Below are 22,335 nucleotides of genomic sequence, written 5' to 3'. Positions count from 1 at the left end.
ATCATGCGCTACGAACTGATGTTGCCGCACCAGATCCGCAAGGCGATCGCCGAGAACTGGCCGGTCGCTCTCCCGCTCGGCGTGCTCGAATATCACGGCGAGCACATGGCTGTCGGCATGGACACGCTGGCCGTCGTCAAGACGCTGGAGCTCTACGAGAAGGAGGCCGACATCGTCATCCTGCCGGCTTTCTACTACGGTGCGGCGAGCTATGTGGTGGCAGCACCTGAAGGCAACGGCTCGGTGCAGGTCGGCGGCAACCAGCTGGCGCCGTTCGCCGAAGAATTGTTCTACAGCCTGCTGCGCATCGGCTTTCGCAACATCAACGCCATCATCCACCACCAGACCGAGAACTTTGCCGCCGGCATGCCGACCGATCTCGCCTTCAAGGCCGCCGGCCGCCAGGCGATCTTCCGCTTCCTCGAGAAGCAGCGCGGCGAGGGCTGGTGGGGCTCAGACGAAATGGCCGATTATTATGCCGGGCACGCCGCCGGCGAGAATTTCTTCAACTGGGTGCAGGTGCACCCGCTCATGTCGGCTGCCATGAACGGGAAATATCCGTTCGATCACGCCGGCATCGGCGAGACGTCGCTGATGCTGGCGCTGTGTCCGGAAGCGGTCGATGCCGGGCGTTTTGGCGAGAATACCGCGTGGTATACGGCGAGTGCGCCGGAGGCCTCGGCGGAGCTGGGGCGAAAGGGTGTGGCGATGATCATGGATCACCTGAGGGCGATATTGGGGCGCTAGCAGACAAAGTCGCTCTGTAGCGATCCTTCACACCCCCCCTCTGTCCTGCCGGACATCTCCCCCGCAAGGGGGGAGATCAGATGTCATTTCCGCTTTCGTCATCACCTACGTCGCAAGAAAAGCGATGCAGCCAAAGCTGCCGATCTCCCTCCTTGCGGGGGAGATGGCCGGCAGGCCAGAGGGGGGTGCTGTCCCGCCGAGGTCAACAGTAGAGGGGCACGCCGCCTCTCGCCCTACTTCACCGCGCCCGCCGTCATGCCCATGATCAGATACCGCTCCAGCGCAATCCCGATGACCGCCAGCGGTGCGATCGCGGCGGTGGCAAGCGCCGCCATCGACCACCAGTTGATGCCTTGCGAGCCGGTCTGGCTCGCCACCATCACCGGAATGGTCTTGGCGTCGGTCGACGTCAGGAGTGCCGCAAAGAAGTACTCGTTCCAGCACAGCACCATCGCCAGGATGAAGGCGGCGACCATGCCCGGCAGCGCAATCGGCATGACGATACGGAAAAAAGCGCCCCAGATCGAGAGGCCGTCGACCAGCGCTGCCTCCTCGAGCTCGACCGGGATCGAGTTGAACTGGTCGCGCATGATCCAGATGACGATCGGCAGCACCATCAGCGTGTAGAGCAGGATCAGGCCGATGCGTGTGTCGAGCAGACCGACTTCGCGGTAGAGCACCAGGAAGGGCAGGGCGAGCACCACCGGCGGTAGGATCAGCTGCGACAGGAAGAAGAAGGAGATGTCCTCGTTCTTGAACCAGGCGAACTGATAGCGGTAGCGGGTCAGCCCATAGGCGGCGAGGCTGCCAATGACGATGGCGAGGCTCGACGCACCGACCGAGGTGATGACCGAATTCATGAAGCGCTTGAAAAACTCCTCCCGCACCGTCGAGGTCTGGAAGATCGAATCCGGCGACAGGCCGAGCGAGCGCCAGCCCTTCCAGTCCGGTTGGAAGTCGACGAACGGAATGAGGTGTCCTTGCGTGACATCGACCGCGGTCTTGAACGAGGTGGTGATGGTCCAGTAGATCGGGAAAAGGCAGATGAAGGCCCAGAACGCCAGCGCGCCATAGATGAAGATGCGATTGGCCAGAAAACCCAGCGGTGAGCGGATTTCCGAGGCAGCATAGTCGGTGGTCTGGACGCTCATTGTGCCTCGTCAGTTCACGTTGCGCACGAAGCGATTGGCGAATTTCAACAGCCAGGTCACGAACACGACGATGATGACAAGATAGGCCATCGCCAGCATGGTGCCGTAGCCGACATTCGAACGGTCGCGGTATTCGCGGTAGATGAAGCTCGACACCGAATCCGTGGCGCCGCCGGGGCCGCCGGAGGTGACGGTAATGATGATGTCGGCAAGCTTCAGCTTAAAGATGATGCGCAGGATCACCGCCGTGACCGACACCGGCAGCATCAGCGGGAAGGTGACCTGCCAGAAAGTCTGCCAGGGCGTGGCGCCATCGACGCGCGCCGCTTCCAGCACGTCGCGCGACATCGCCTGCAGGCCGGCAAGCAGCATGATCATCATGAACGGGATGAAGGTCCAGGCGTCGAGCACCATGATCGAGATGCGGGCGGTGATCGGGTTGGAGAAGAAGGCGGGGTTTTCCCAGCCGACATGGCGCGCCAGCGTCGCCGCCGGCCCGAAACGGTACTCCATCAGCGATTTGCCGATCATCCACGACACCGCGACCGGCGACAGCATCAGCGGCATCAGGAAGACGACTCGGAAGAATTTGCGCGCCCGGATCTGCGCGTTGAGCAGCAGCGCCAGGCCGAAGGCAATCACATACTCAACCAGCACGGCGAGCACATAAAGCACCATGTTGAACAGCGCGTTGCGGTAGTAGGGATCGGCCAGCATCTGCCAGAAATTGTCGAGCCCGTTGAACTTGCGGCCGGAAAAGGACGACAGGTTCCAGTCGGTCAGCGCGATATAGAAGCCGAACAGCGTCGGGAAGATCACCATGGCGATGGTGAACAGCAGCGCCGGCAGCAGGAACAGCGCGCGCTGGCCGTCCTCGCCGCGCGTCAGCACCTGGCCGATGCCGAGCGCCACCCCCCACAGAACATAGGCATAGACGATGGGACGCCAGGTCTCGAAGCCGAGCGTGGTGATCTCGTTCTTGTAGAGGATCTCAAACGCGATCACCGCCAGCAGGCCAAGCGTGGCGGCCGCCATCAGGGCAAAACCCGCCCGCTTGCGGGCCGGCGAGATCAGATCGGCTGGGCCGGCGTTGGCCGGCCATGCATTGGTGGTCTGGTCAGCCACGCGTCCCCGTCCGTTTAAAAAATCAAGCCTGCGACCGGCCCGAGCCGGTCAGGTCCGGCGGCTTGCACCGCCGGACGTGTTGTCACGATAGGATCAGCCTACACGCCGAGCGAGGCCTTGTAGAGCTTGATCTGGTTTTCGCGGCCGATCTGGTCGGTCAGCTTCTCCCAGGCCGCGGCAATGGCGTCGGCGCCTTCCTGCGCCTTCATCTTGCCGGCGAATGTGTTGGCCAGAATGTCCTCGGCAGCCGAATAGTACTGGAAGATGCCGGGGATGCGCGGCTCGATCGCCGCGTTCGGATGGTTGTAGCTGTCGGCTTCCGACTTCAGATACGAGGTGATGAACGCCTCGTCGTAGCCTGCCGCCACCCATTCGGGAATGTCGAAATGCGAGTTGCGGTAGGGCTGGAAGCCGGACGGATACATCGCCGTCCAGATTGACAGGTCCTTGCCGCCGAGATGAGCGGCGGCCGACCATGCCGCTTTTTTCTTCTTTTCGTCCGTATCGACGCGGGCCATGACGTAGACGCCCCAGCCGAGATAGGCGCAGTTCGGCGCATAGTTCGGGCCGCTGGCGAGTTTGTCCCAGGCGCCGGTCTTGGCATTGTAGACGTCGTCGGACCCCGGCAGGATCGAGAAGCCGGTGACGTCGCCGATGACCGAGCTATCGTTGGTCTTGACGTTGGAGCCGACGTCGCCCCACCAGGTGACCATCGAACCGGTGCCGGCCAGGAACTGCTGGAAGGCTGTCGTGTTCGGGTCGGCGTTGATCTGGTCGGCGGGCTCCGACGGCAGCGCGTCGATGACGTCCTGGATGGCGCGCACCCAGGCCGGATTGTTGATGCGCGGCTTCATCGTGTCGGCATCGAACAGCCAGGCCTTGTCGTCGGGATGCTTGGCATAGGCGGTGGCGCGGCTGCCGAGGAAGTAGAAGCCGAAACCGCCCCAGGCCTTGGGCGCATCGAGATAGCCGAAGACGTCCTGGTCCTTGAACTTCTTGCCCTTGAGGAATTTTGTGACGGCCTGGACTTCCTGCCAGGTCTTCGGCACACCCCATTCGGTGGCCGCGCCGCCGTCCTTCCACGCCTTGGCGAGGTCGGCATCGGCAAAAACGTCGGTGCGGTAATTGAAGTTGTGCGCATCGCCATCGACGGTGATCCGGTACTGCTTGCCGTCCCAGGTGCCGACCGGCGGCTGCAGATAGGCCACGACATCCTTCATGTCGATCTGCTCTTTGACCCAGTCGGGCATCTCGGACGTCAGGCCCTTGCCGCAGACATCGCCTTCGAAGGGCGCGCCCATCTCGATGATGTCGAAGTCGACGGTGCCGGTGGCGATCGACTGCTGCAGGCGGGCATTGTAGTCGGCCTGCGCCAGGTCGATCCAGCTGATCTTGGCGCCGGTATAGGCCTCCCACGGCTTCAGGAAGCCGCGGAACAGCACATTGTGCAGGTTCTGGTTGTTGAGGCCCATGAAGGTGAGCTCGACGCCGGCGAATTCGCCTTCCTTGACGTTGGCCTTGGTGGCTTCCAGGCAGAGTTCGCCGACCTTCTGGAAATCGGCATCCGTCGGCTGACCCTTGCCGACGCCGGGGATCTGCAGAATTTTGGAGCGTAGCTCGCTGGCGGCTTCAGCCGGGCGGGTGAAAGCGCCGAGCCCAGCACCCGATGCGGCGGCGATCGCGGCCATCGAGGCCGCGCCTTTGAGTATGTCACGCCGGGTGGCACCCGCGCGGACGAGTTTTTCGTACAGACCGACTCTCATCTATTCCTCCCAGAACAACAGTCGTGAATTAAAATGCCAATCCCTCCGACGCCGAAACGTCGGCGGTTCTCCTTTATCATACGGGGACGTGGGACCCCACCCTGCGTCGCCTGGAGCTCCGATTTTCGGATAAAAATCCGACTGCCGGATTGGCAACAGCCAATATTTGCGTAATCGATTACCTTGTCAACACGAATGGCTTTTTATCGATAACATACCGACTTGCCCTTGCCGTTGGCAATGGCTAGCTTCACCGCGAGAAAAGGGGGGACGATGGCTCAAGTCGCGATCAGCAATGTGGCCAAGGCGTTCGGAACCGTCAAGGTCCTGCACGAGGTCAGCGTCGATATCGCCGATGGCCAGTTCGTGGTGCTGGTCGGCCCGTCGGGCTGCGGCAAGTCCACGCTGCTCAGGATGGTGGCCGGGCTGGAGACCGTGTCCGGCGGCACGATCGCCATTGGCGAGCGCATCGTCAACAATCTGCCGCCGGCCAAGCGCGACATCGCCATGGTGTTCCAGAACTACGCGCTCTATCCGCACAAGACGGTGGAGCAGAACATGGCGTTTGCGCTGAAGCTGCGCAAGACCGATCCGGCCGTGGTCGCCGAGCGGGTCAAGCGCGCCGCCGACATTCTCGACCTCAATCCGTACCTGAAACGCTATCCGCGCCAGCTCTCCGGCGGCCAGCGCCAGCGCGTCGCCATGGGCCGCGCCATCGTGCGCAATCCGCAAGTCTTCCTGTTCGACGAGCCGCTCTCCAATCTCGACGCCAAGCTGCGCGTGCAAATGCGCACCGAGATCAAGGAACTGCACCAGCGGCTGAAGACCACCACCATCTACGTCACCCACGACCAGATCGAGGCCATGACCATGGCCGACAAGATCGTCGTCATGCGCGATGGCCGTATCGAGCAGGTCGGCGCGCCATTGGAATTGTTCGACCGGCCGGCCAATCTGTTTGTCGCCGGCTTCATCGGCTCGCCGTCGATGAACCTGCTCAAAGGCGTGGTGCGCAAGGGCGACAAGGTCGACATAGCAGGCACGCTGTTCCCGGTCGCGGCCGGCAGCGCCGCCAAGGAGGGCCAGGCCGTGGTCTATGGCGTGCGGCCCGAGCATCTCGAAATCCATCCCGACGGCGTGCCGGCAAAGATCTCGGTGGTCGAACCCACGGGTTCCGAAACGCTGGTCTTCGTGCGCTTCGGCGACAGCGGCGAGATGGTGGCGCTGTTTCGCGAGCGCCACGACTTCAAGCCCGGCGACACGCTCAATCTCAAGCCGCGCCTCGACCAGGTCCATCTCTTCGACGCCGAGACCGGCAACCGGCTCTGATTTCCAATCGACTTTGACCAAACTGTTTGACGAGGACTGCCATGCTCAAAGGGATCAACCCATTGCTCAATGCCGATGTGCTCCAAGCGCTCAGGGCAATGGGACACGGCGACGATCTGATCATCGCCGACACCAATTTCCCCGCCGATTCGGTGGCAAAGCAGACCGTGCTCGGCAAGCTGCTGCGCATCGATGCGCCGGCGGCCGATGTCGCCAAGGCGGTGCTGTCGCTCTATCCGCTCGACACTTTCGTCGACGACGCGGCCGCGCGCATGGAGATTGTCGGCAAGCCGGACGAGATTCCGCCGGTGCAAAAAGAGGTGCAAAAGGAGATCGACAAGGCCGAGGGCAAGGCCTGGCCGATGATCTCGGTCGAGCGCTATGCCTTCTACGAGCGCGCCAAGAAAGCCTATTGCGTCATCCAGACCGGGGAGCGCCGCTTCTATGGCTGCTTCGCCTTTCGCAAGGGCGTCGTGCCGCCGGACGCCGAGTAGGGCCATGGCGTCGGGCAAGCCTGTCGTCATTCTGGGCGTTTTCGTCGCCGACACCGCTTACCGGGCCGATCGACAGCCGCGCATGGGCGAGACCATTCTTGGTAATTCCTTCAAGCTGGGACCTGGCGGCAAGGGCTCGAACCAGGCAGTGGCGGCAGGCAAGCTCGGCGCCGACATCACTTTCCTGACCCGGATTGGCGTCGATGCTTTCGCCGACATGGCCAAGGCGACCTGGGCAGAGGCGGGCGTGAAATCCGCCGTCATCGACACGCCGCAAAGCTATACCGGCGCGGCCTACATCTTCATCGAGGAGACGACCGGCAACAACGCCATCATCGTCAGCCCGGGTGCGGCGATGCTGATCTCGTCTGAAGACATCGAGGCCAATGCCGGCCTGATCCGTGGAGCCGGCGTCTTCGTCACCCAGCTCGAACAGCCGATCGACGCGGCACTGCGCGCACTCGAGATCGCGCGCGGGGCAGGGGTGACCACCATCCTCAATCCGGCGCCCGCTGCCAAGTTGCCGGACCGCATCTACACGCTGTGCGACTATGTGACCCCCAACGAAACCGAGGCCGAGGAACTGACCGGCATCAAAGTTTCTTCGATCGACGACGCCCGCCGCGCCGCCGACAGCCTGCTCAAAAAAGGTGTCGGCTCGGTCATCATCACGCTCGGCGAAAAAGGCGCGCTGCTGCACACGGCCGGTCGGTCCAACCATGTTCCGGTGGTCAATGCCGGCGCAGTGGTCGAAACCACCGGCGCGGGCGATGCCTTCAATGGCGGCCTGGCCGCCGCACTCGCCAAAGGCGTGGAGCCGCTGCAAGCCGTCCGCTTCGCCTGCGCCGTCGCCGGCATTTCGGTGACGCGGCCGGGTACGGCGCCATCCATGCCGACGCTGCATGAGGTCGAGGCGCTGCTGGCCAAGGGGTGACGTCGTTGCGGGAGAGATCGAATTCAGATCCGACCGGATCTGAATTTCCACATGCAAGACCATGATTCTAGACGATTATGTCACATTTCTCCTGAGGAGAAATGGCGCGAGTGACGGGGCTCGAACCCGCGACCTCCGGCGTGACAGGCCGGCGAAAACGCCTGATTAATCAACGACTGATTCAATTCCTTACGCTCTCGAATTTGCGGGAAAAAGCGCGAAATTGAAACTTGCCTATCAGAACTCCTCGTCAACTCCGCGAGGTATTCACTTTGATCGACGCCTCCGCTGCTGCCAGCCTAGCGGTTGGACCGGGACAGACTGCTCCCGGCGACTTCTGGATCGGCTGGAGACGGCAGATCGATGCGCTCGCTTCCGCCGGATTCCGGGTCATCGTTCCCGACCAGAGGGGCTACAACACCAGTGACAAGCCGAAAGCCATCCGTGAATACACGCTCCCCAAGCTCGTCGGCGATGTCGTTGCCATCGCCGACGCGCTCGGCATCGGAAGGTTTCACCTCGTCGGTCATGACTGGGGCGGTATCGTCGCCTGGGCCGCAGGCGCAAAGCTGCCGCACCGCCTGGAAAGGCTCGTCATCCTGAACGCGCCCCATCCCGAGGTGCTGCTTGCCCATTCCTTGCGATCTCCGACCCAGTTCCTGCGGAGCAGCTATGCGGCCTTCTTCCAGTTCCCCTTGCTGCCGGAGGCTTTTCTGGGGGCGGGGCGCTCGGCTCTGCTGGCACGGGCGCTCATCAAATCCAGCCGAACAGATGCCTTCACGGCGGAGGAAATCGCAGAGTATCGGCAGGCCTGGGAACGGCCGGGGGCGCTGACCGGCATGCTCAACTGGTATCGGGCGCTGCGCTTCCGCCCAAGCCTGAAGGAGCGGATCACGACGCCGACCCTTGTGCTGTGGGGGATGCAGGACCAAGCTCTGGAATATGGCCTGGCCGAGCGCAGTCTGGCCCTTTGCAACGATCGGGGCCTGCAGACGTTCGAGAAGGCGACGCATTGGGCACAGCGCGAAGAGGCCAGCGCGGTGAATGCCGCGCTTCTGGCGTTCCTGGACGGCTGAGATGCCGTTCCGTTCTGTAGGTGGCCTGATTCGCCGTGATCTCCTGACCGTGCTCGCTGCCGCGGTCACAACCCACCACCTTACCTCCTCTGCTGATGCAGCATTGGCAGAGGCCTCAACGGAGCATCCGATGCCACACGTCGTCCTTCTCGGGGATTCGATCTTTGACAACGCTGCCTATGTCGCGCACGGGCCCGACGTAGTGCGGCAGCTGCGGGAGCGGTTGCCGGAGGGGTGGCGTGCAACGCTAAACGCCGTCGACGGCGCCGTCACAAGCGGCGTCGAGCGGCAGCTTGAACGGCTCCCCCAGGATGCTAGCCATCTTGTCGTCAGCGTCGGTGGCAATGATGCTCTTCGTCATGCAGGGATTCTGGAGCAGGGGGCCTGTTCGGTGGCCGAGGTTCTGGACAGGATCAGCGATATCCGGGAGGAATTCGAGCACGACTACTGTACGATGCTCGAGGGGGCGCTGGGCCAAAACCTACCCACCGCTGTCTGCACGATCTACGAGGCGCGCTTTCCCGACCAACAGCGTCGTAGACTTGCCGCAACTGCCCTGACGGTCCTCAACGACGTCATCACCCGGGCGGCGTTCTCGCGCGGTTTGCCGCTCGTCGACCTGCGCTTGGTATCGAATGAGGACGCGGACTTCGCCAATCCTATCGAACCGTCAGTGCAAGGCGGCGCGAAGATCGCGGCAGCCATCGCGGCACTTGTAGTCGAGCACGATTCAGCCGGACGTCGGTCGGTGGTCTTCGTCGGCTAAACGGCGTAATCCCGCCCGATCGTCTGCACTCCCGATGGTCGGTCGGACTGAAAGCAACAATTCAGACGGCCAGCACGATCTTGCCTTGAATACTGCCGTCGGCGGCGCGCTCATGTGCGCGCGATGCCTCGGCCAGCGGGAATGTGCTGTCGATGACGACACGCACAAGGCCGTCGTCGAGCAGGCGGGCGGCTTTTGCCAACTGCGCGCCATTGGATCGAACCTGTGTGGATGAGACCGTGATCCCCAGCCTCTCTGTCTCTTCGTGACCAGCGAAGCCCAGTGGGTTGACCAGGAACAGCGCGCCGCCCGGCTTCAGAACATGGAAGAAGCGCTCCATGTCCGCGCCGCCCACCGCGTCGAGGACAAGGTCGACGTCTCGGACGACATCTTCCGCCGCGGTTGTCTTGTAGTCGATGAATTGATCCACGCCGAGATCGCGCATCAGCGCCTCGTTCTTGGCCGATGTCACCGCGATGACGCGCGCGCCCCGCCATTTCGCCAACTGGACGGCCAGATGCCCGACACCGCCTCCGGCACCATTGATGAGCACCGTCTTGCCGTCGAGGGGCACCGGCTCATGCGGTAAGGGCTGGAACGGATTCGGCTCGTCGTGGCCGAGTTCGATCAAGAACTGCCATGCCGTCAGAAGCGACATCGGCGCACCAGCCGCATGAATATGGTCGATGCCGGCTGGTTTCAACGCAACATGCGATGCCGGCACACTGACATAATGCGCGTAGGCATTGCTACCCGTCATCAAGTTATCGGGGAAGCGAACCATTGCGTAGACCTCGTCCCCGATGCTGAACTCAGCGACGTCAGCGCCAACCGCTTCAATGACGCCCGACACGTCCGTGCCGAGAATCAGTGGGAAGGACGCGTTGGGTCGCCATTCTGGCGGCAATGCGCGATAGCCATCCCGCAGATACCAGTCGGGCGGATTAAGCCCGGCCGCCTGGACTCGGACAAGCACCTCGCCGGGCTTCACACCCGGCCTAGGCGCGTCTTCGTACACCAGCATCTCGGGACCACCGAATGCGTGCAGACGGACTGCCTTCATCTTATCGCTCATTGGTGAAATCTCCGCTCATCCATGTCATTGGAGCGAATCTAGCGGCATGACCGCCGGTTGATAATCGGTGCCGATGGCGGTTAAGTAATGCCATGGCGGAACATATCACTTTGGATCGGCTCACTGGCATCATCGCCTTCGCGCGTGCGGGATCGCTCGGCAGCTACACGGCAGCGGCGCGCGCGCTGTCGATTTCCCCGTCGGCGGTCAGCAAGAGCGTCCAGCGGCTCGAGCGGCATTTAGGAGTGTCGCTGTTTACCCGTACAACGCGCTCGCTCACCTTCACGCCCGAAGGGCGCGACCTGCATGAGCGCGCGCTGCGTCTGCTACGCGAGGCGGAGGAAATCGAGCAGGCGGCAATGACCGCGCGCTCCGAACCATCGGGCACGTTGCGCGTGGCCGCGTCGCTGCCGATCGGACTCCACCTGATTGCTCCGGCTTTACCGGCTTTCCGTCGGCTCCATCCGAACCTGATCGTCGATCTCAGGCTGGGTGACCAGTTGGTGGACATGATCGAGGAAGGGATCGATGTCGCCATACGCATCGGTGATCTGGCTGACACCCGGCTACTATCACGCAAGCTCGCACCCCATCGGCTTTGCTGCTTCGCCTCGCCAGCCTATCTCGAGGAACGCGGCACACCGACCCATCCCGATCACCTGGAAGGGCACGACACCGTCAACCTTCGATATCAGAGCACAGGCCAGGCCTTTCGCTGGCCCTTCCGGATTGGCGACCGTGAAATCGAGATCGTGCCCAATTCCGGTGTGGTCGCCGATGCCAGCGATGCCGTGCTCATCATGCTGGCAGCCGGCGGTGGGATAGGCATAGGCGCCTCCTTCATGGCGGCTCCCTATGTGAAGTGCGGCGAACTGGTCCCAGTGCTGTCCACGTTCGCGGTCGAGCGAAACAATGTCACCGTGCTCTGGCCGGCAAGCCGACGCGCCAACCCCGCCGTGCGCGCCTTTCTGACCATGCTCGACGCCGCTTTCACTCTGCGAATGGCAGCTTCAAGCATCGACTGATCTGGCGCGGAAGGGTCGCTAAAGGGCGAAAGCGGTCAATCACTGCTGATTGGCTGAACGGCAGCTATTCCGGGCACAACGTCCAAAAGCTGCTATTCCGTTTCGGCCCCACTACAGGCCGCCCCTCCTCGTCGAATAGCATTAGACTAGTTGATCGGCTACAACGACCTAGAGTGCTAGCAACGGGGAGGGCACATGTCGGCGAGTGCTTACGCATTGACTGGCTTCATCTCGTGGGCGCTGGCCCTGCTGATCGTGATGTAAGTTATCCGGAGCTACCTGGTGATCTCTGGGCAAGTCCCGGCAAACGGCTTTACGCCAGATAACGGAGCCCTCTCCCCGTTTATGCGGAGGTTAGCCCGTGCCCACGCCAACTGCATTGAAGGGCTTCCAATCTTCGGAGGTCTGCTCGGAGTCGCGATCATCATTTCAAAGACAGATGTCACGGATCCCTTGGCCTCCACGATGTTAGGCGCACGTATAGTGCAGTCGGTGATCCACCTCGTCTCAACCAGCCAACTCGCGGTCAGTCTCAGGTTCACCGCGTTCGTTGTGCAAATGGTGATTGGTGCGTATTGGTGCTGGTTGCTGTTGATCTGAAGAGTGGCGGAGCCCCGACGCAAAAGTGGGCCACCTCGATTCCGGGAGCCTTGGCAAACCCACTCCGGATCGTGACCCGAAAGACTGTCCCTTTTGACAGGCGAGCGAACCGCAAACTGGTAGTGGCAAAACCGCCGTTGAGGCATGATATTGCTGTTGGATTTTGGGGCTACTCCCCAGCTTCGGAGAAGGATCGGCGTTCAGAGAGCAATTTGCACGCCTGGGCGCTGCGGCGCTCCCCAGCTTTTGGCCACACGCACGCCCTGCAAACGCTCGGCTCAAGAGCGCCTGGCAGCGGAGCAGAGAACTGTTGGACTTTGTGAGTGTTAGAGGGAGAGGAACTGAGATTCAACCTTCTCCACCTGCACTTGGTCCTTGCACGCTGGCCTCAGCAGCACCTAATCCTGCCACGCAACCTGGAGGAGCAAGCCAGTGCTACCGAGCTATGTAGACACCGATCGGCTCGCGCTGTAGCCATAGGCCTCCGCCCGTCGGGGTTCACCGGCGTCGGGGTGGGGGGCCGGCCTAGGGGGGGCCCAGCAACGCGCACGTCAGCCTAGCTATCTTTCGAGTCGCCGGGTCCGGAGACCGCCAGGCTGGATTATACCCGACAAATCTTGATAGGCTGCCGTTCTGGGGGTCGCACGATGAACGAGGTTGAAAAGCTGGCCGTCGAGGTTGTCGCGACCGGCCTTGGCTGGCCCGAGGGCCCGACGGTGCTGCCCGATGGCCGAATTGTCATCGTCGAAAGCTATCGCAGCCAGCTGACGGCCATAGATCGCGACGGAAGTGCTCGCCAGTTCGCGTATGTTGCCGGAGCGCCCAACGCCTGCGTTCTCGGATCGGATGACCTGCTCTATGTCTGCCAGAACGGCGGCACGACCGGACCTTGGCGGGCCGCGGACATGACGACGCCATCGATCCAGCGGGTTGCCGAAGGCGGAAAGCCGGAAATCCTGCTGAGCGAAGTCGCGGGCATTCGGCTCAATGGGCCAAACGATCTTGTATTTGCTGCTGACGGCCGGCTCATCTTCAGCGATCCCGGCACATACAACCCGGGGAATCCGGACCCAAGCTACATCTTTGCCGTCAACCCCGACGGCAGTGCGTACCTTGCTCTCGGCTTCGACAAGCCGACCTTCCCCAATGGTGTGGCGATCGAAGCCGACGGCTCGATCATTTGGGGGGAGTCCTATACGGGGCGCGTCAAGCGGCAGCGTCCGGATGGTTCCGTCGAAGACCTGGGCCGCTTGCCTGGGCCCAATCCGATCCCGGACGGGCTGAAGGTCGGAGCCGATGGCCGCCTTTATGTCACGGATATTGCCGCCAACGGCATTCACGTTCTGAAGCCCAACGGCACAGAGGAAGGTTTCTTCGTCTGCGGCAAGGCAACGACCAACTGCGTCTTCTCGGGCGAGATGCTTTGGGTGACAAATGCCGGCGTGCTGGCGACCGGCAGCGATCCCTCCTTTGAGGGAACACTCTCCTGCGTGCGTGTTCCGGGAGGTGGTGGACCGACGCATCATGGTCGCATCGGCGGAAAGCAACCGTGAGTAGCTCCTCGTCCGCCTCAAACACAGGCGATGACCGCGGTGCCGGCGGTGCGGCATCGTCTGCTTCGATGGCGGCGTTGAAGTGCCTGTACAGCGTGGCCACGGTCCGCGCCGCCGCGCGGCGGACTTTGCCACGCCCGGTGTTCGACTTCGCCGATGGCGGTGCCGAGGATGAGCGAACGCTGCGCCGGAACGAGCAAGCTTTTAACGAGGTTGCCATTCTGCCGCGACCACTCAACGGTGCAACGACGCGAGACCTTTCCCTTGACCTCTTCGGCGCGAAACTTGCCATCCCGCTGGGCATCGCGCCAACCGGCCTGGCTGGGCTGTTCTGGCCCGACGGCGAGCGCGCAGCCGCCCGAGCCGCAGCGGCCGCAGGGACATTCTACTGCGCCAGCCACGGATCCGTCTGCACGCTGGAGGACATAGCAGCCACCGGAAGTAGCCCACGGTGGATGCAGGTGTTCGTCTACACCGATCGTGGCTTCACCCGAGAAATGGTGCATCGGGCGCGTGCCTCAAGCTACGACGCGCTGGTGCTCACCATCGACAACCAGATGCTTGGCAACCGTGAACGCGACATCCGCAACGGTTTTGCCATCCCGCCGCGCTTCGGTGTGGCCGGAACCCTCGCGACCGCCACCAAGGCGGCGTGGCTTCTTCGTATGCGCACCCGACTCCCGAAACTGACCTTCGGCAACTACGCGCGCCCCGGGGATACGGCGACGGTCGGTGCATTGGCGGGCCGGATGGCCGCAATGCTCGATCCCGGACTCTCCTGGGCCGATGTCGACTGGCTGCGCACTGTCTGGTCCGGACCGTTGTTGCTGAAAGGCGTCCTGCATCCCAGCGAAGCCGCCGAGGCTGTAGCCCGAGGAATCGACGGCATCATCGTATCCAATCATGGGGGACGTCAGCTTGACGGCGCCGCCGCATCCCTGGACGCGTTGACGGCAGTTGTCGCGGCTGTCGCCGGCCGCGTACCAGTGCTTATCGACGGCGGCATCAGGCGAGGCTCTGACGTCGTCAAGGCCCTGGCGCTCGGTGCCTCGTGCTGTCTGATCGGGCGGCCGCAGTTGTGGGGGCTCGCGGTCGCCGGCGAGGAGGGGGTACGCCACGTGCTCGAACTCTACCGCAAGGAAATCGACCGCGTCATGGGACTGATGGGCGCGCGGAGCCTGCGCGACCTCGGGCCGGACTGTATTTCGTTCGTTCAGGGAATGGGGCCGCTACATGATTGAAGACCCACCACTGCTCACCATCAAGCGCCGTTTCGAACGGCCCGCAGCAGAAATCATCAGTGCTTTTGCGGGCGTGCCGGTTAGCCAGGTCGTAGACGCGATGGGGGGACGCGGCGCCTTACATTATGCGATCAAGCCACTGTCGCCAGCTACTGCGACGATGGTCGGCGTCGCCGTGACCTGTCACTGCGGTCCCGCCGACAACCTCGCCCTTTTTGGAGCACTGGATGCCGCAGCAAGTGGCGATGTCATCGTCGCGGCCACCGACAGCTTTGCCGGTACGGCGGTAACTGGCGATCTCGTGCTCGGCATGGCGCGCAACAAGGGGGTCGCCGGCTTCATCACTGACGGCCTCGTGCGCGACGTTGTCGGGATCGAGGCGGTCGGGTTGCCGGTTTACTGTGCCGGGATCATTGCGAACTCGCCTGCGCGCAATGGTCCAGGCACGGTCGGATTCCCGGTGGTGGTGGGAGGAGTGACTATCTCGCCGGGAGACATACTGGTCGGCGACCGCGACGGTCTCGCCGTGGTGCCTCGCCTGGAGGCTGAGACGGTGCTGGCCCGGCTCTCCGCCATCAGGGCGGCTGAGAAAACTCTTGATGGCCTGGTGCGGCAAGGTCTCGAGATGCCCGACTTCGCCGAGGTCGTCCTCAAATCGAACAGGGCGCGCTTCGTTGACTGAGATGTGAGCTTCTCTAGCTGCGGGACATATGAAGCGCAACACGATTTCGTCCTTCCGATTTGGCACGAAACAGAGCCAAATCGGCGGCATTGACGAAATCGTTTGGCGTCTCGTTCTCGGTGGGCACCGCTGTTGCGACGCCGACGCTGATGGTCACGCGATCCGGGCCGTGGGGTATGTTCAACTCTCGCACGCTCTGGACGAGCCGCTCGGCGATCGCACTGGATTGTTCCAGTATAGTGTCGACCAGCACGATGACGAACTCTTCGCCTCCGTACCGCGCAGCGAGATCCGTGGAACGGCCGGAACCGCTCTGGATTACGCGGGCGATTTGCTTGAGCACATCGTCGCCGGCCATATGGCCATAGGTATCGTTGTATCGTTTGAAGTTGTCGGCATCGATCATCAACAGCGACAGTGGGGACTGTGCGCGAAAAGCGCGTTTCCATTCAGCCGCCAGATATTCGTCAAAATAGCGCCTGTTACCGAGACCCGTCAGGCCATCGATCCGCGTCAGACGTTCAAGCTCTAGATTTGCACTGATCAGCTGTCGCTGGCTTTCCCTCAGCGCTCGGTGTGCCGAGTCTCGCTGGACGTGATCCAGATAGGCCCGCGTGTGATATCGAATGCGTGCAATCAACTCGATACGATCCGGCAGTTTGACGAGATAGTCGTTCGCGCCCGCAGCGAAGGCTTCGCCCTTGGTGGCTGGATCTTCCTTGCTCGACAGCACAATGACTGGAACCGCGCGTGTCGACGCATGCTTCCTGTATTCTCGCACCAGATGTAGCCCATCCACCCCGGGCATGACGAGATCCTGCAGGATGACGGTTGGCTTTACCTCATCCGCGACCGTCATCGCTCTCAACGGGTCGGTGCAGAAGTGTAAGGAAATATCGGGCTCGTTGGCTAGGGCGCGCCTGACCGCCTCGCAAACCATGATCTGATCATCGATGAGCAGAACCATGGATGAATAGTTATCTGCGAGTGGCGGGACCAACTCTGGTTCTTGCGTCATCGGAAGGGGCCTTTCACGTGGAGCGCTCGCAGGCTTCGATTATACGTGAGCCGATCGCACCCAAAGGAAGAATATCAACAGCCGCGCCGATGTCGGCGGCGGCCTTCGGCATGCCATAGACGGCACTGGTTGCTCTATCCTGCGCGATTGTGAGATGTCCCTTGTCACGGAGCTGTCTCAGCCCGCGCGCACCATCCCTGCCCATGCCTGTGAGCAGAACACCAATCACCGAGCCAGGCCACCATTGCGCCGCACTTTCGAAGAACACATCTACCGACGGCCGATAGACATTGTCCTTGGGGCTGGGCGTATAGCCAAGTTGCTGAGCTGACTTGAAAACCAGATGATCCGCAGAACTGGCAACGAGAACGGTGCCCGCTTGAGGACTGTCCCTTTCCCCCGCCGGACGGATCGGGAGACGCGTATGCTGCCCTAGCCAATCAACAAGGCCTGGAACGAACTGAGCATCGAGATGCTGGACGAGCACAATCGCGCCGCGAAAATCAACGGGAAACGCGCTCAGGACTGCGGCAACGGCAGCCGGCCCGCCCGCAGAGGCGCCGATTGCTATCACGTGTCGAGTTGACGGCTCAGCCGCACGTGACATCCGCCTTTTTGCCTGGGTAGGCGCATCACCGATCAACTTGCCTATCGTTCGTATCTTGTTCGTCAAAAGCCGGGCGGATTGCGAGGACGCGTTGCCTTCGATGCCCACCGACGGAATATCGACTGCGTCAAGCGCGCCATGACCCATTGCTTCGTAGACGCCGGCGAGGTTGGCTTCGATACTGGCGGTCACCAGCAAGATTGAGCACGGGGTTTCCGCCATGATTCTGCGCGTCGCTTCCACGCCGTCCATCTCTGGCATCGCTAGATCCATGAGTATCAGATCCGGCAGATCACGTCTGCAGACCTCGACCGCCTCACGCCCATTGGTCGCGATCCACGCGACCTGATGTTCGCCGGTCGACAGGACCAGTCGACGCAGAAGTTCAACCGCCATCGGCATGTCGTTGACTACGCCGATTCTCATTCGCTGGCGTCCAATCTCGATCTCATTCAGCCGCCTCGCCAATCATGTCCACGACGGCATGGATCAGCGCCTCGTCCTGAAAACTACTCTTGGTCAGATAATAGTCCGCACCTGCGTCGAGCCCGCGCGCGCGATCTTCTTCCCGATCCTTGTATGAAACGATCATAATGGGTGTGTTCTTGAGATCAGCGTCCTTTCTGATCAAACTCACCAGCTCGATGCCATCCATGCGAGGCATGTCGATGTCGGTGACGACGAGATCGAAAGGACCAGACCGGACGGCATTCCACCCGTCCATGCCGTCTACCGCCACTTCGACCTCATAACCGTAATTGCCGAGCATCTTGCGCTGGAGTTCGCGAACCGTCAGTGAATCGTCAATCACGAGCACGCGCTTGCGCCTGCTCGCTTCGGGACCGCCCGCGGCGCGCCGAAGAGCTCGAAATCCGCTGGACGATGCAAGCTTTTCCACCGATCGGATCAGATCGTCGACGTCGAAGATCAGAACAGGCGAACCGTCTTCCATCAGGGCCGCTGCGCTGATGTCCTTGATCTTGGCAAACCGTGGATCGAGAGGTCTGATCACTAACTCGCGTTCCCCGAGAAAACGGTCAACGATCAGGCCGTACGCATCGCCCCGACCCGCATCCACGACGACGACGGATAGTTCGTTCGGTTCCGATCCGGGCTCACCTCGATCGAGCACCTCGCGAGCGGTGACCAGCCCGATCTGTCGATCGTTCAATCGAAAATGCGGCCGGCCCTGCAGGACGTTGATCTCCGTCCGCTGCAGTTTCAAAGTCTTGGAAATGGCAGCGAGTGGAAAAGCATAGGGCTCTCCATCGACATCGACGAGCAGCGTGCGGAGGACCGACAGTGTCAGCGGCAATTGCAGTTGAAATCGGGTTCCGTGGCCAAATTCTGAGGAGACGCTTGCGACTCCCCGGACTTCCTTCGTCATGGCTTGCACTGCATCGAGCCCCACACCGCGACCTGAGACGTCGGTAAGGCCCGCTTTCATGGAAAAGCCTGGCAGAAACAGAAATGCGAGCAATTCGCTTTCGCTGAGTGTTTCAGCACTTTCCCTGGTTGCAAGTTGCCGGGCGACGACGGTCTCGCGCAGCTTCGAGAGCTCTATCCCCCTGCCGTCGTCCACCACGGCTATCTGCAGCAGCCCGGCATTGTGCCTCGCTTCGAGCCTGATGAGCCCCTCTTCGGGTTTGCCCATCGCGAGGCGCTCCTCAGGCGGTTCAAGCCCATGGTCTACAGCGTTGCGCAGAAGGTGCCCCAAAGGGGCGTCGAGCTGCTCGAGGATATCGCGGTCGATGCCGGTCGAGCCGCCTACGATCTCCAGTCGCACCCGCTTGCCAAGGGTACGACCGAGGTCGCGGATCATTCTCGCATAGTGTCGCACGCCGTCCTCAAAAGGCCGCATCCGGCTCGCCAACGTTTCGTCATACAATCTGTTGGCAAGATCGGTCGCTTTCCGATCCACTGAATCCAACTCATCGAAACGCTGCGCCAGGAACGCTTGGCTCAACCGAAGCTTTCGCTGCGCTTCAGCCAGCGCCTCCACCACCGCCGCATCGTTTGAAACCGGCGGCAGCACTGCATGAAGATTGTCGAACGCACTTGCGAGGTCCGATTGAAGTCGCTTCAGCCGTAGCAGCCCGTCAGCGAATGGCCTGAGCCGCCGAGCTTCCATCAGCGACTCGCCAGCCAGCCCGAGCAATCGGTTCAGGCTGTCTGCCGTCACCCGAACCATTCTATCAGAGCCGATGCTGCCGTGGGCTTGCGGTACCGCCCCAACGAGGAGGTTCGCTGAAGAGGTCGTCGCCAGTTGCTCCTGGGCGTGATCTGGAGTTGCGAAATCAGCTGCAGAATCTTGGGGCCCGGGCTTTGCCTGGGGGAGGGACAACCCCTCGAACTTCGCGAGAAAGGTTTCGACTTCTGAGTTGGCGCTCTCGCTCGATGATCCCGATGCGATCAATTTCAAAAGGTCAGAACCTTGCAGAAGCGCATCTATATGCTCCCGTCGCACCCTCAGATGCCCGCGTTGCGCTGCGACCAGGCAGTCTTCCATCGCATTTGCAACTTTGACTGCGGGCATCAGGTCGATGATGCGGGCAGCTCCTTTCAGAGAATGCGCGGCACGCATGCATGCTTCCAGGGCGTCGGCGGCGATAGGATCGCGTTCGAGTGCCAGAAGTCCAGAGGTTAGAGCCCGTGACTGCGTCTCCAGTTCGGCCTGGAAGAGGCTGAGCATCGAAACCTGGCTGAAGTCTTCATCTGTCATGCGATGCTCCGATCCAGCATCGTGAGCAGTTGTCGTGGATCGAGACAGCCAACGGCTCGTCCTTGCCATGGCAGCACGGCAACCGTAGCGGCCGACAGTGCCTTGCCAATCATGGCCGGAACAGCGAGAGTGTCGCGTTCCTGGTACCGATGTAAGCCGTGGATCTCATCAACCATAAAAGCAACCCGCTTGTCGCGCTCGCCTACCACGACAAGGCGGCGAAATACCTTGGTTCGTGTGCCTTGTTCCCCTTCCTTGCGCTCGTCTATCCCGAGCAATTCGGCCAGGGAAAGGCAAATGAGCAATTCACCACGGACATTCGCAATGCCGAGCAGTGCACTGTTCCTGCGATGTGGAAGTGAATGAACGCGACGAGATTCAGCCACTTCATGAAAAATACCGACTGGAAGTGCCAGCCATTCCTCCCCCAAACGGAAGAGAACGGCCGTCTGCAGCGCGTCGTTGTCTGCCGAATCGATCCCTGCACGACCAGCGTTGTCAGGCCATTCGTCGCGAGATGCCGAGGGAGCTGCACGGTCGAGGAGGCGTCGTGCGATCTTCTTGTAGGTCGGGCAATTCCGGCAGTGGAGATGCTGCTCTAGTAGCGGACATGACTTGTCACCCCGTACGCCTATTTGCCGCCAGCAGTCGTTGATTTCGATCTGCTCCACCGGCTGAGCGATCCTTGTCGAAGCCGCCATCAACTGCCGCTCCTTTTCTGGACCCGACCCAGCCGGCCGGCCAGCGCCTCGGCGCCGTTATGGTCGCCTTGCTTGCTAAGCAGCAAGGCCAGATGGACAAGAGCTTCTCGATGATTTGGCGCGAGATAGAGCGCCTTGCGATAACTTTGCGCGGCTTCGGGTGCAGAACCATCCGCATCCTGGACGAGGCCCAGCAGGTAGAAGATTTCTGCGGAAGGACCGAACTCCTTGAGATGCGCCAGGGCGACCTCCTGTGCCTCCTTTACGCGTCCTGCATTGGCGATCCGTTCAACCGCGATGAGGCTTTCCGAGGCGTGTGCAAGCGGCTTGGCCGGAGCCTGCCCGCGGCCTTCATTGCCAATTGTCGGTCGGAACGGACGAAGAGGCTCGCTCTTGTTGACCTTAGGGCTTGGCGTCCGCACCGGGACGGCGGCCGAAACTTTCGGCGCCGTGGTCTTGACGGGCTCCGATTTCAGAAAGGCGAAGGCCAATGGCCATTCAGCGGAAATAAAGCCATGCACCCTTGGAAGAGCTGCTTCCGCCGGACCGACCAGAAGAAGTCCGTCTTTGGCCAGCAGGTCCTTCAGGCAGATCAATGCGCGATCCTGCAGCTCTCGATTGAAATAGATCAGCAAATTGCGGCAAAGCAGGATGTCATAGACCTCTTGCCCGAAAGGCGCGTGAGAACCGAACAGGTTTCCTACCATGAACCGAACCTGTTTCAGCACCCCAGCAACAGGCCGCAACCCGCCCTCGGTCGCTTCGAAATAGCGATCCTTGAATTCGAGATGGCTGCCGCGAAACGAATTGCGGCCATAGATGGCGCGTTCAGCCGTCGCGATATTGCGGCTGCTGACGTCCACGCCATCGATCTTGAACTCACGCGCCTCAAAGCCGGCATCGAACATGGCCATGGCGACCGAGTAAGCCTCTTCGCCGGTTGAACATGGCAGGCTCAGGATTCTTATCGGCTGAGCAGGCTTGTGCGCGCGCGCATGCCGCGCCAGCATCGTGAACGCTTCTCGGTCGCGAAAGAACCAGGTCTCTGGGATCACCACCGCATTGATCAGCTCCTGCAGCTCCTGCGAGGAACCGGCCAAGTGTTCCCTATAGGCCTGAGGGTTGGTTATCCGGCATGCTTCCATCCGTTCTCTGACCGCCTGACGAACCACTGTCGGACCAACGCTGGCACTGTCTAGTCCAATGGTTTCCGTCAGGAGCTTTTCTATTGCTCCGGTCATTGATCACCTATTGCCGCCTGGCGGAGCAAAGCGGTACGAATCTCTTCCGAAAGCAGCGCTTCCACTTTGACCCACTGAATGATCTCCGAACCATCGGAAGCCACCGGCCCAAGATAGGGCGGGGTTCCTGGTTCCAGTCCGAACGGCGCGAAATCGGCCGGGTCTCGCTCGATCGTATCCGTCACCCGTTCCGCGATCAGCCCCAGCAGGCGTCGCTCGCCATCATCCGCCGGATAGCGCGTCACAACGATCCGGGTGCTCAACAGGCGCTCCGATGGTCGGCCAAGCGCAAGAAGGGTGACATCGATCAGGGGGATGGGTATTCCGTTATAGCTGACCAAACCCACCACACCAGTTGGCGCACCCGGAAGAACTTTCACGTCGATATAGGGCAGCACCTCTTCAATTTTGTGGACATCGATCAAGTAGCGATCCGGACCCATGCTGAAGGCGAGGAATAGCATTGTCACCTCCTACTGCCGGCT

21 protein-coding genes are annotated in these 22,335 nt (G+C 61.6%); 11 read left to right on the top strand and 10 right to left on the bottom strand.

The features are described 5' to 3' along the window. Positions 1 to 3: 3 nt before the first annotated feature. Complete coding sequence (locus NKJ88_RS19425; RefSeq protein ID WP_023730887.1) at positions 4 to 747, top strand: creatininase family protein; 744 nt, start codon at positions 4 to 6, stop codon at positions 745 to 747. Between the two features lie 233 nt (positions 748 to 980). On the opposite strand, the gene NKJ88_RS19420 is transcribed toward NKJ88_RS19425, so the two are convergent. The 3 genes from NKJ88_RS19420 to NKJ88_RS19410 all read right to left on the bottom strand — a co-directional run bounded on the left by NKJ88_RS19420 (position 981) and on the right by NKJ88_RS19410 (position 4,786). Continuing rightward, entirely contained in the window at positions 981 to 1,898 is a 918-nt protein-coding gene (locus NKJ88_RS19420) for a carbohydrate ABC transporter permease (protein ID WP_023669427.1), read from the bottom strand. 9 nt (positions 1,899 to 1,907) lie between these two features. Further along, the gene (locus NKJ88_RS19415; protein ID WP_023711518.1) at positions 1,908 to 3,023 is read right to left on the bottom strand and encodes a carbohydrate ABC transporter permease; all 1,116 of its coding nucleotides are present in this window, start codon (positions 3,021 to 3,023) and stop codon (positions 1,908 to 1,910) included. A gap of 98 nt (positions 3,024 to 3,121) precedes the next feature. After that, positions 3,122 to 4,786 carry an ABC transporter substrate-binding protein gene (locus NKJ88_RS19410; RefSeq protein WP_023669429.1) on the bottom strand — a complete coding sequence of 555 codons (1,665 nt, stop codon included), beginning with the start codon at positions 4,784 to 4,786 and terminating at the stop codon, positions 3,122 to 3,124. 273 nt (positions 4,787 to 5,059) lie between these two features. Here NKJ88_RS19410 and NKJ88_RS19405 point away from each other — a divergent pair, with 273 nt between their 5' ends. From NKJ88_RS19405 to NKJ88_RS19385, 5 genes are all read left to right on the top strand, one after another. After that, positions 5,060 to 6,115 carry an ABC transporter ATP-binding protein gene (locus tag NKJ88_RS19405; protein WP_352445086.1) on the top strand — a complete coding sequence of 352 codons (1,056 nt, stop codon included), beginning with the start codon at positions 5,060 to 5,062 and terminating at the stop codon, positions 6,113 to 6,115. 41 nt (positions 6,116 to 6,156) lie between these two features. Continuing rightward, positions 6,157 to 6,609, top strand: a complete 453-nt coding sequence (locus NKJ88_RS19400) for an RbsD/FucU family protein (RefSeq protein WP_023693301.1) — start codon at positions 6,157 to 6,159, stop codon at positions 6,607 to 6,609. A gap of 4 nt (positions 6,610 to 6,613) precedes the next feature. Then, complete coding sequence (gene rbsK / locus NKJ88_RS19395) at positions 6,614 to 7,543, top strand: ribokinase (RefSeq protein WP_352445085.1); 930 nt, start codon at positions 6,614 to 6,616, stop codon at positions 7,541 to 7,543. Positions 7,544 to 7,815: 272 nt separating this feature from the next. Then, positions 7,816 to 8,619 (top strand): alpha/beta fold hydrolase, encoded by an 804-nt coding sequence (locus tag NKJ88_RS19390; RefSeq protein WP_352445083.1) that lies wholly within the window; start codon positions 7,816 to 7,818, stop codon positions 8,617 to 8,619. A gap of 1 nt (position 8,620) precedes the next feature. Next, positions 8,621 to 9,385 carry an SGNH/GDSL hydrolase family protein gene (locus NKJ88_RS19385; protein WP_245271371.1) on the top strand — a complete coding sequence of 255 codons (765 nt, stop codon included), beginning with the start codon at positions 8,621 to 8,623 and terminating at the stop codon, positions 9,383 to 9,385. 61 nt (positions 9,386 to 9,446) lie between these two features. Here the strand turns inward: NKJ88_RS19385 and NKJ88_RS19380 are convergent, their stop codons facing one another. Further along, on the bottom strand, positions 9,447 to 10,460 hold the full coding sequence (locus tag NKJ88_RS19380) for an NADP-dependent oxidoreductase (RefSeq protein ID WP_023700514.1): 1,014 nt from the start codon (positions 10,458 to 10,460) through the stop codon (positions 9,447 to 9,449). A 92-nt stretch (positions 10,461 to 10,552) separates the two neighbouring features. Between NKJ88_RS19380 and NKJ88_RS19375 the strand changes: the two genes are divergently transcribed. The 5 genes from NKJ88_RS19375 (at position 10,553) to NKJ88_RS19355 (ending at position 15,561) form a co-directional block, all read left to right on the top strand. Next, entirely contained in the window at positions 10,553 to 11,485 is a 933-nt protein-coding gene (locus NKJ88_RS19375; protein WP_352445081.1) for a LysR family transcriptional regulator, read from the top strand. A 282-nt stretch (positions 11,486 to 11,767) separates the two neighbouring features. Then, positions 11,768 to 12,085 (top strand): MAPEG family protein, encoded by a 318-nt coding sequence (locus NKJ88_RS19370; RefSeq protein ID WP_198037306.1) that lies wholly within the window; start codon positions 11,768 to 11,770, stop codon positions 12,083 to 12,085. A 647-nt stretch (positions 12,086 to 12,732) separates the two neighbouring features. Then, positions 12,733 to 13,638, top strand: a complete 906-nt coding sequence (locus NKJ88_RS19365; protein WP_352445079.1) for an SMP-30/gluconolactonase/LRE family protein — start codon at positions 12,733 to 12,735, stop codon at positions 13,636 to 13,638. Positions 13,639 to 13,706: 68 nt separating this feature from the next. Then, positions 13,707 to 14,879 (top strand): alpha-hydroxy acid oxidase, encoded by a 1,173-nt coding sequence (locus NKJ88_RS19360; protein WP_050588526.1) that lies wholly within the window; start codon positions 13,707 to 13,709, stop codon positions 14,877 to 14,879. Beyond that, positions 14,872 to 15,561 carry an RraA family protein gene (locus NKJ88_RS19355; RefSeq protein WP_023669439.1) on the top strand — a complete coding sequence of 230 codons (690 nt, stop codon included), beginning with the start codon at positions 14,872 to 14,874 and terminating at the stop codon, positions 15,559 to 15,561. Before NKJ88_RS19360 ends, NKJ88_RS19355 begins: the two co-directional genes overlap by 8 nt. A gap of 13 nt (positions 15,562 to 15,574) precedes the next feature. On the opposite strand, the gene NKJ88_RS19350 is transcribed toward NKJ88_RS19355, so the two are convergent. From NKJ88_RS19350 to NKJ88_RS19325, 6 genes are all read right to left on the bottom strand, one after another. Next, positions 15,575 to 16,528, bottom strand: a complete 954-nt coding sequence (locus tag NKJ88_RS19350) for a response regulator (protein ID WP_023669440.1) — start codon at positions 16,526 to 16,528, stop codon at positions 15,575 to 15,577. A 64-nt stretch (positions 16,529 to 16,592) separates the two neighbouring features. Further along, positions 16,593 to 17,612 (bottom strand): chemotaxis response regulator protein-glutamate methylesterase, encoded by a 1,020-nt coding sequence (locus tag NKJ88_RS19345; RefSeq protein WP_023669441.1) that lies wholly within the window; start codon positions 17,610 to 17,612, stop codon positions 16,593 to 16,595. 22 nt (positions 17,613 to 17,634) lie between these two features. Beyond that, positions 17,635 to 19,908 carry a hybrid sensor histidine kinase/response regulator gene (locus NKJ88_RS19340; RefSeq protein WP_023669442.1) on the bottom strand — a complete coding sequence of 758 codons (2,274 nt, stop codon included), beginning with the start codon at positions 19,906 to 19,908 and terminating at the stop codon, positions 17,635 to 17,637. After that, the gene (locus tag NKJ88_RS19335) at positions 19,905 to 20,609 is read right to left on the bottom strand and encodes a chemotaxis protein CheW (protein ID WP_081725531.1); all 705 of its coding nucleotides are present in this window, start codon (positions 20,607 to 20,609) and stop codon (positions 19,905 to 19,907) included. The genes NKJ88_RS19340 and NKJ88_RS19335 overlap by 4 nt, the downstream gene beginning before the upstream one ends. After that, a complete protein-coding gene (locus NKJ88_RS19330; RefSeq protein WP_023669445.1) occupies positions 20,609 to 21,850 on the bottom strand; it encodes a CheR family methyltransferase in 1,242 nt (413 codons plus the stop codon). Before NKJ88_RS19330 ends, NKJ88_RS19335 begins: the two co-directional genes overlap by 1 nt. Then, positions 21,847 to 22,314, bottom strand: coding sequence for a chemotaxis protein CheW (locus tag NKJ88_RS19325; RefSeq protein WP_023669446.1), 468 nt, complete (start codon positions 22,312 to 22,314; stop codon positions 21,847 to 21,849). Before NKJ88_RS19325 ends, NKJ88_RS19330 begins: the two co-directional genes overlap by 4 nt. Positions 22,315 to 22,335: the final 21 nt, after the last annotated feature.

Origin of the sequence: Mesorhizobium sp. M0016, assembly GCF_040324035.1 — a bacterium.
Classification (GTDB): Bacteria; Pseudomonadota; Alphaproteobacteria; order Rhizobiales; family Rhizobiaceae; genus Mesorhizobium.
The sequence above is the reverse complement of the archived record's forward strand: the minus strand, read 5'-3'. Positions and strand labels throughout refer to the sequence as shown.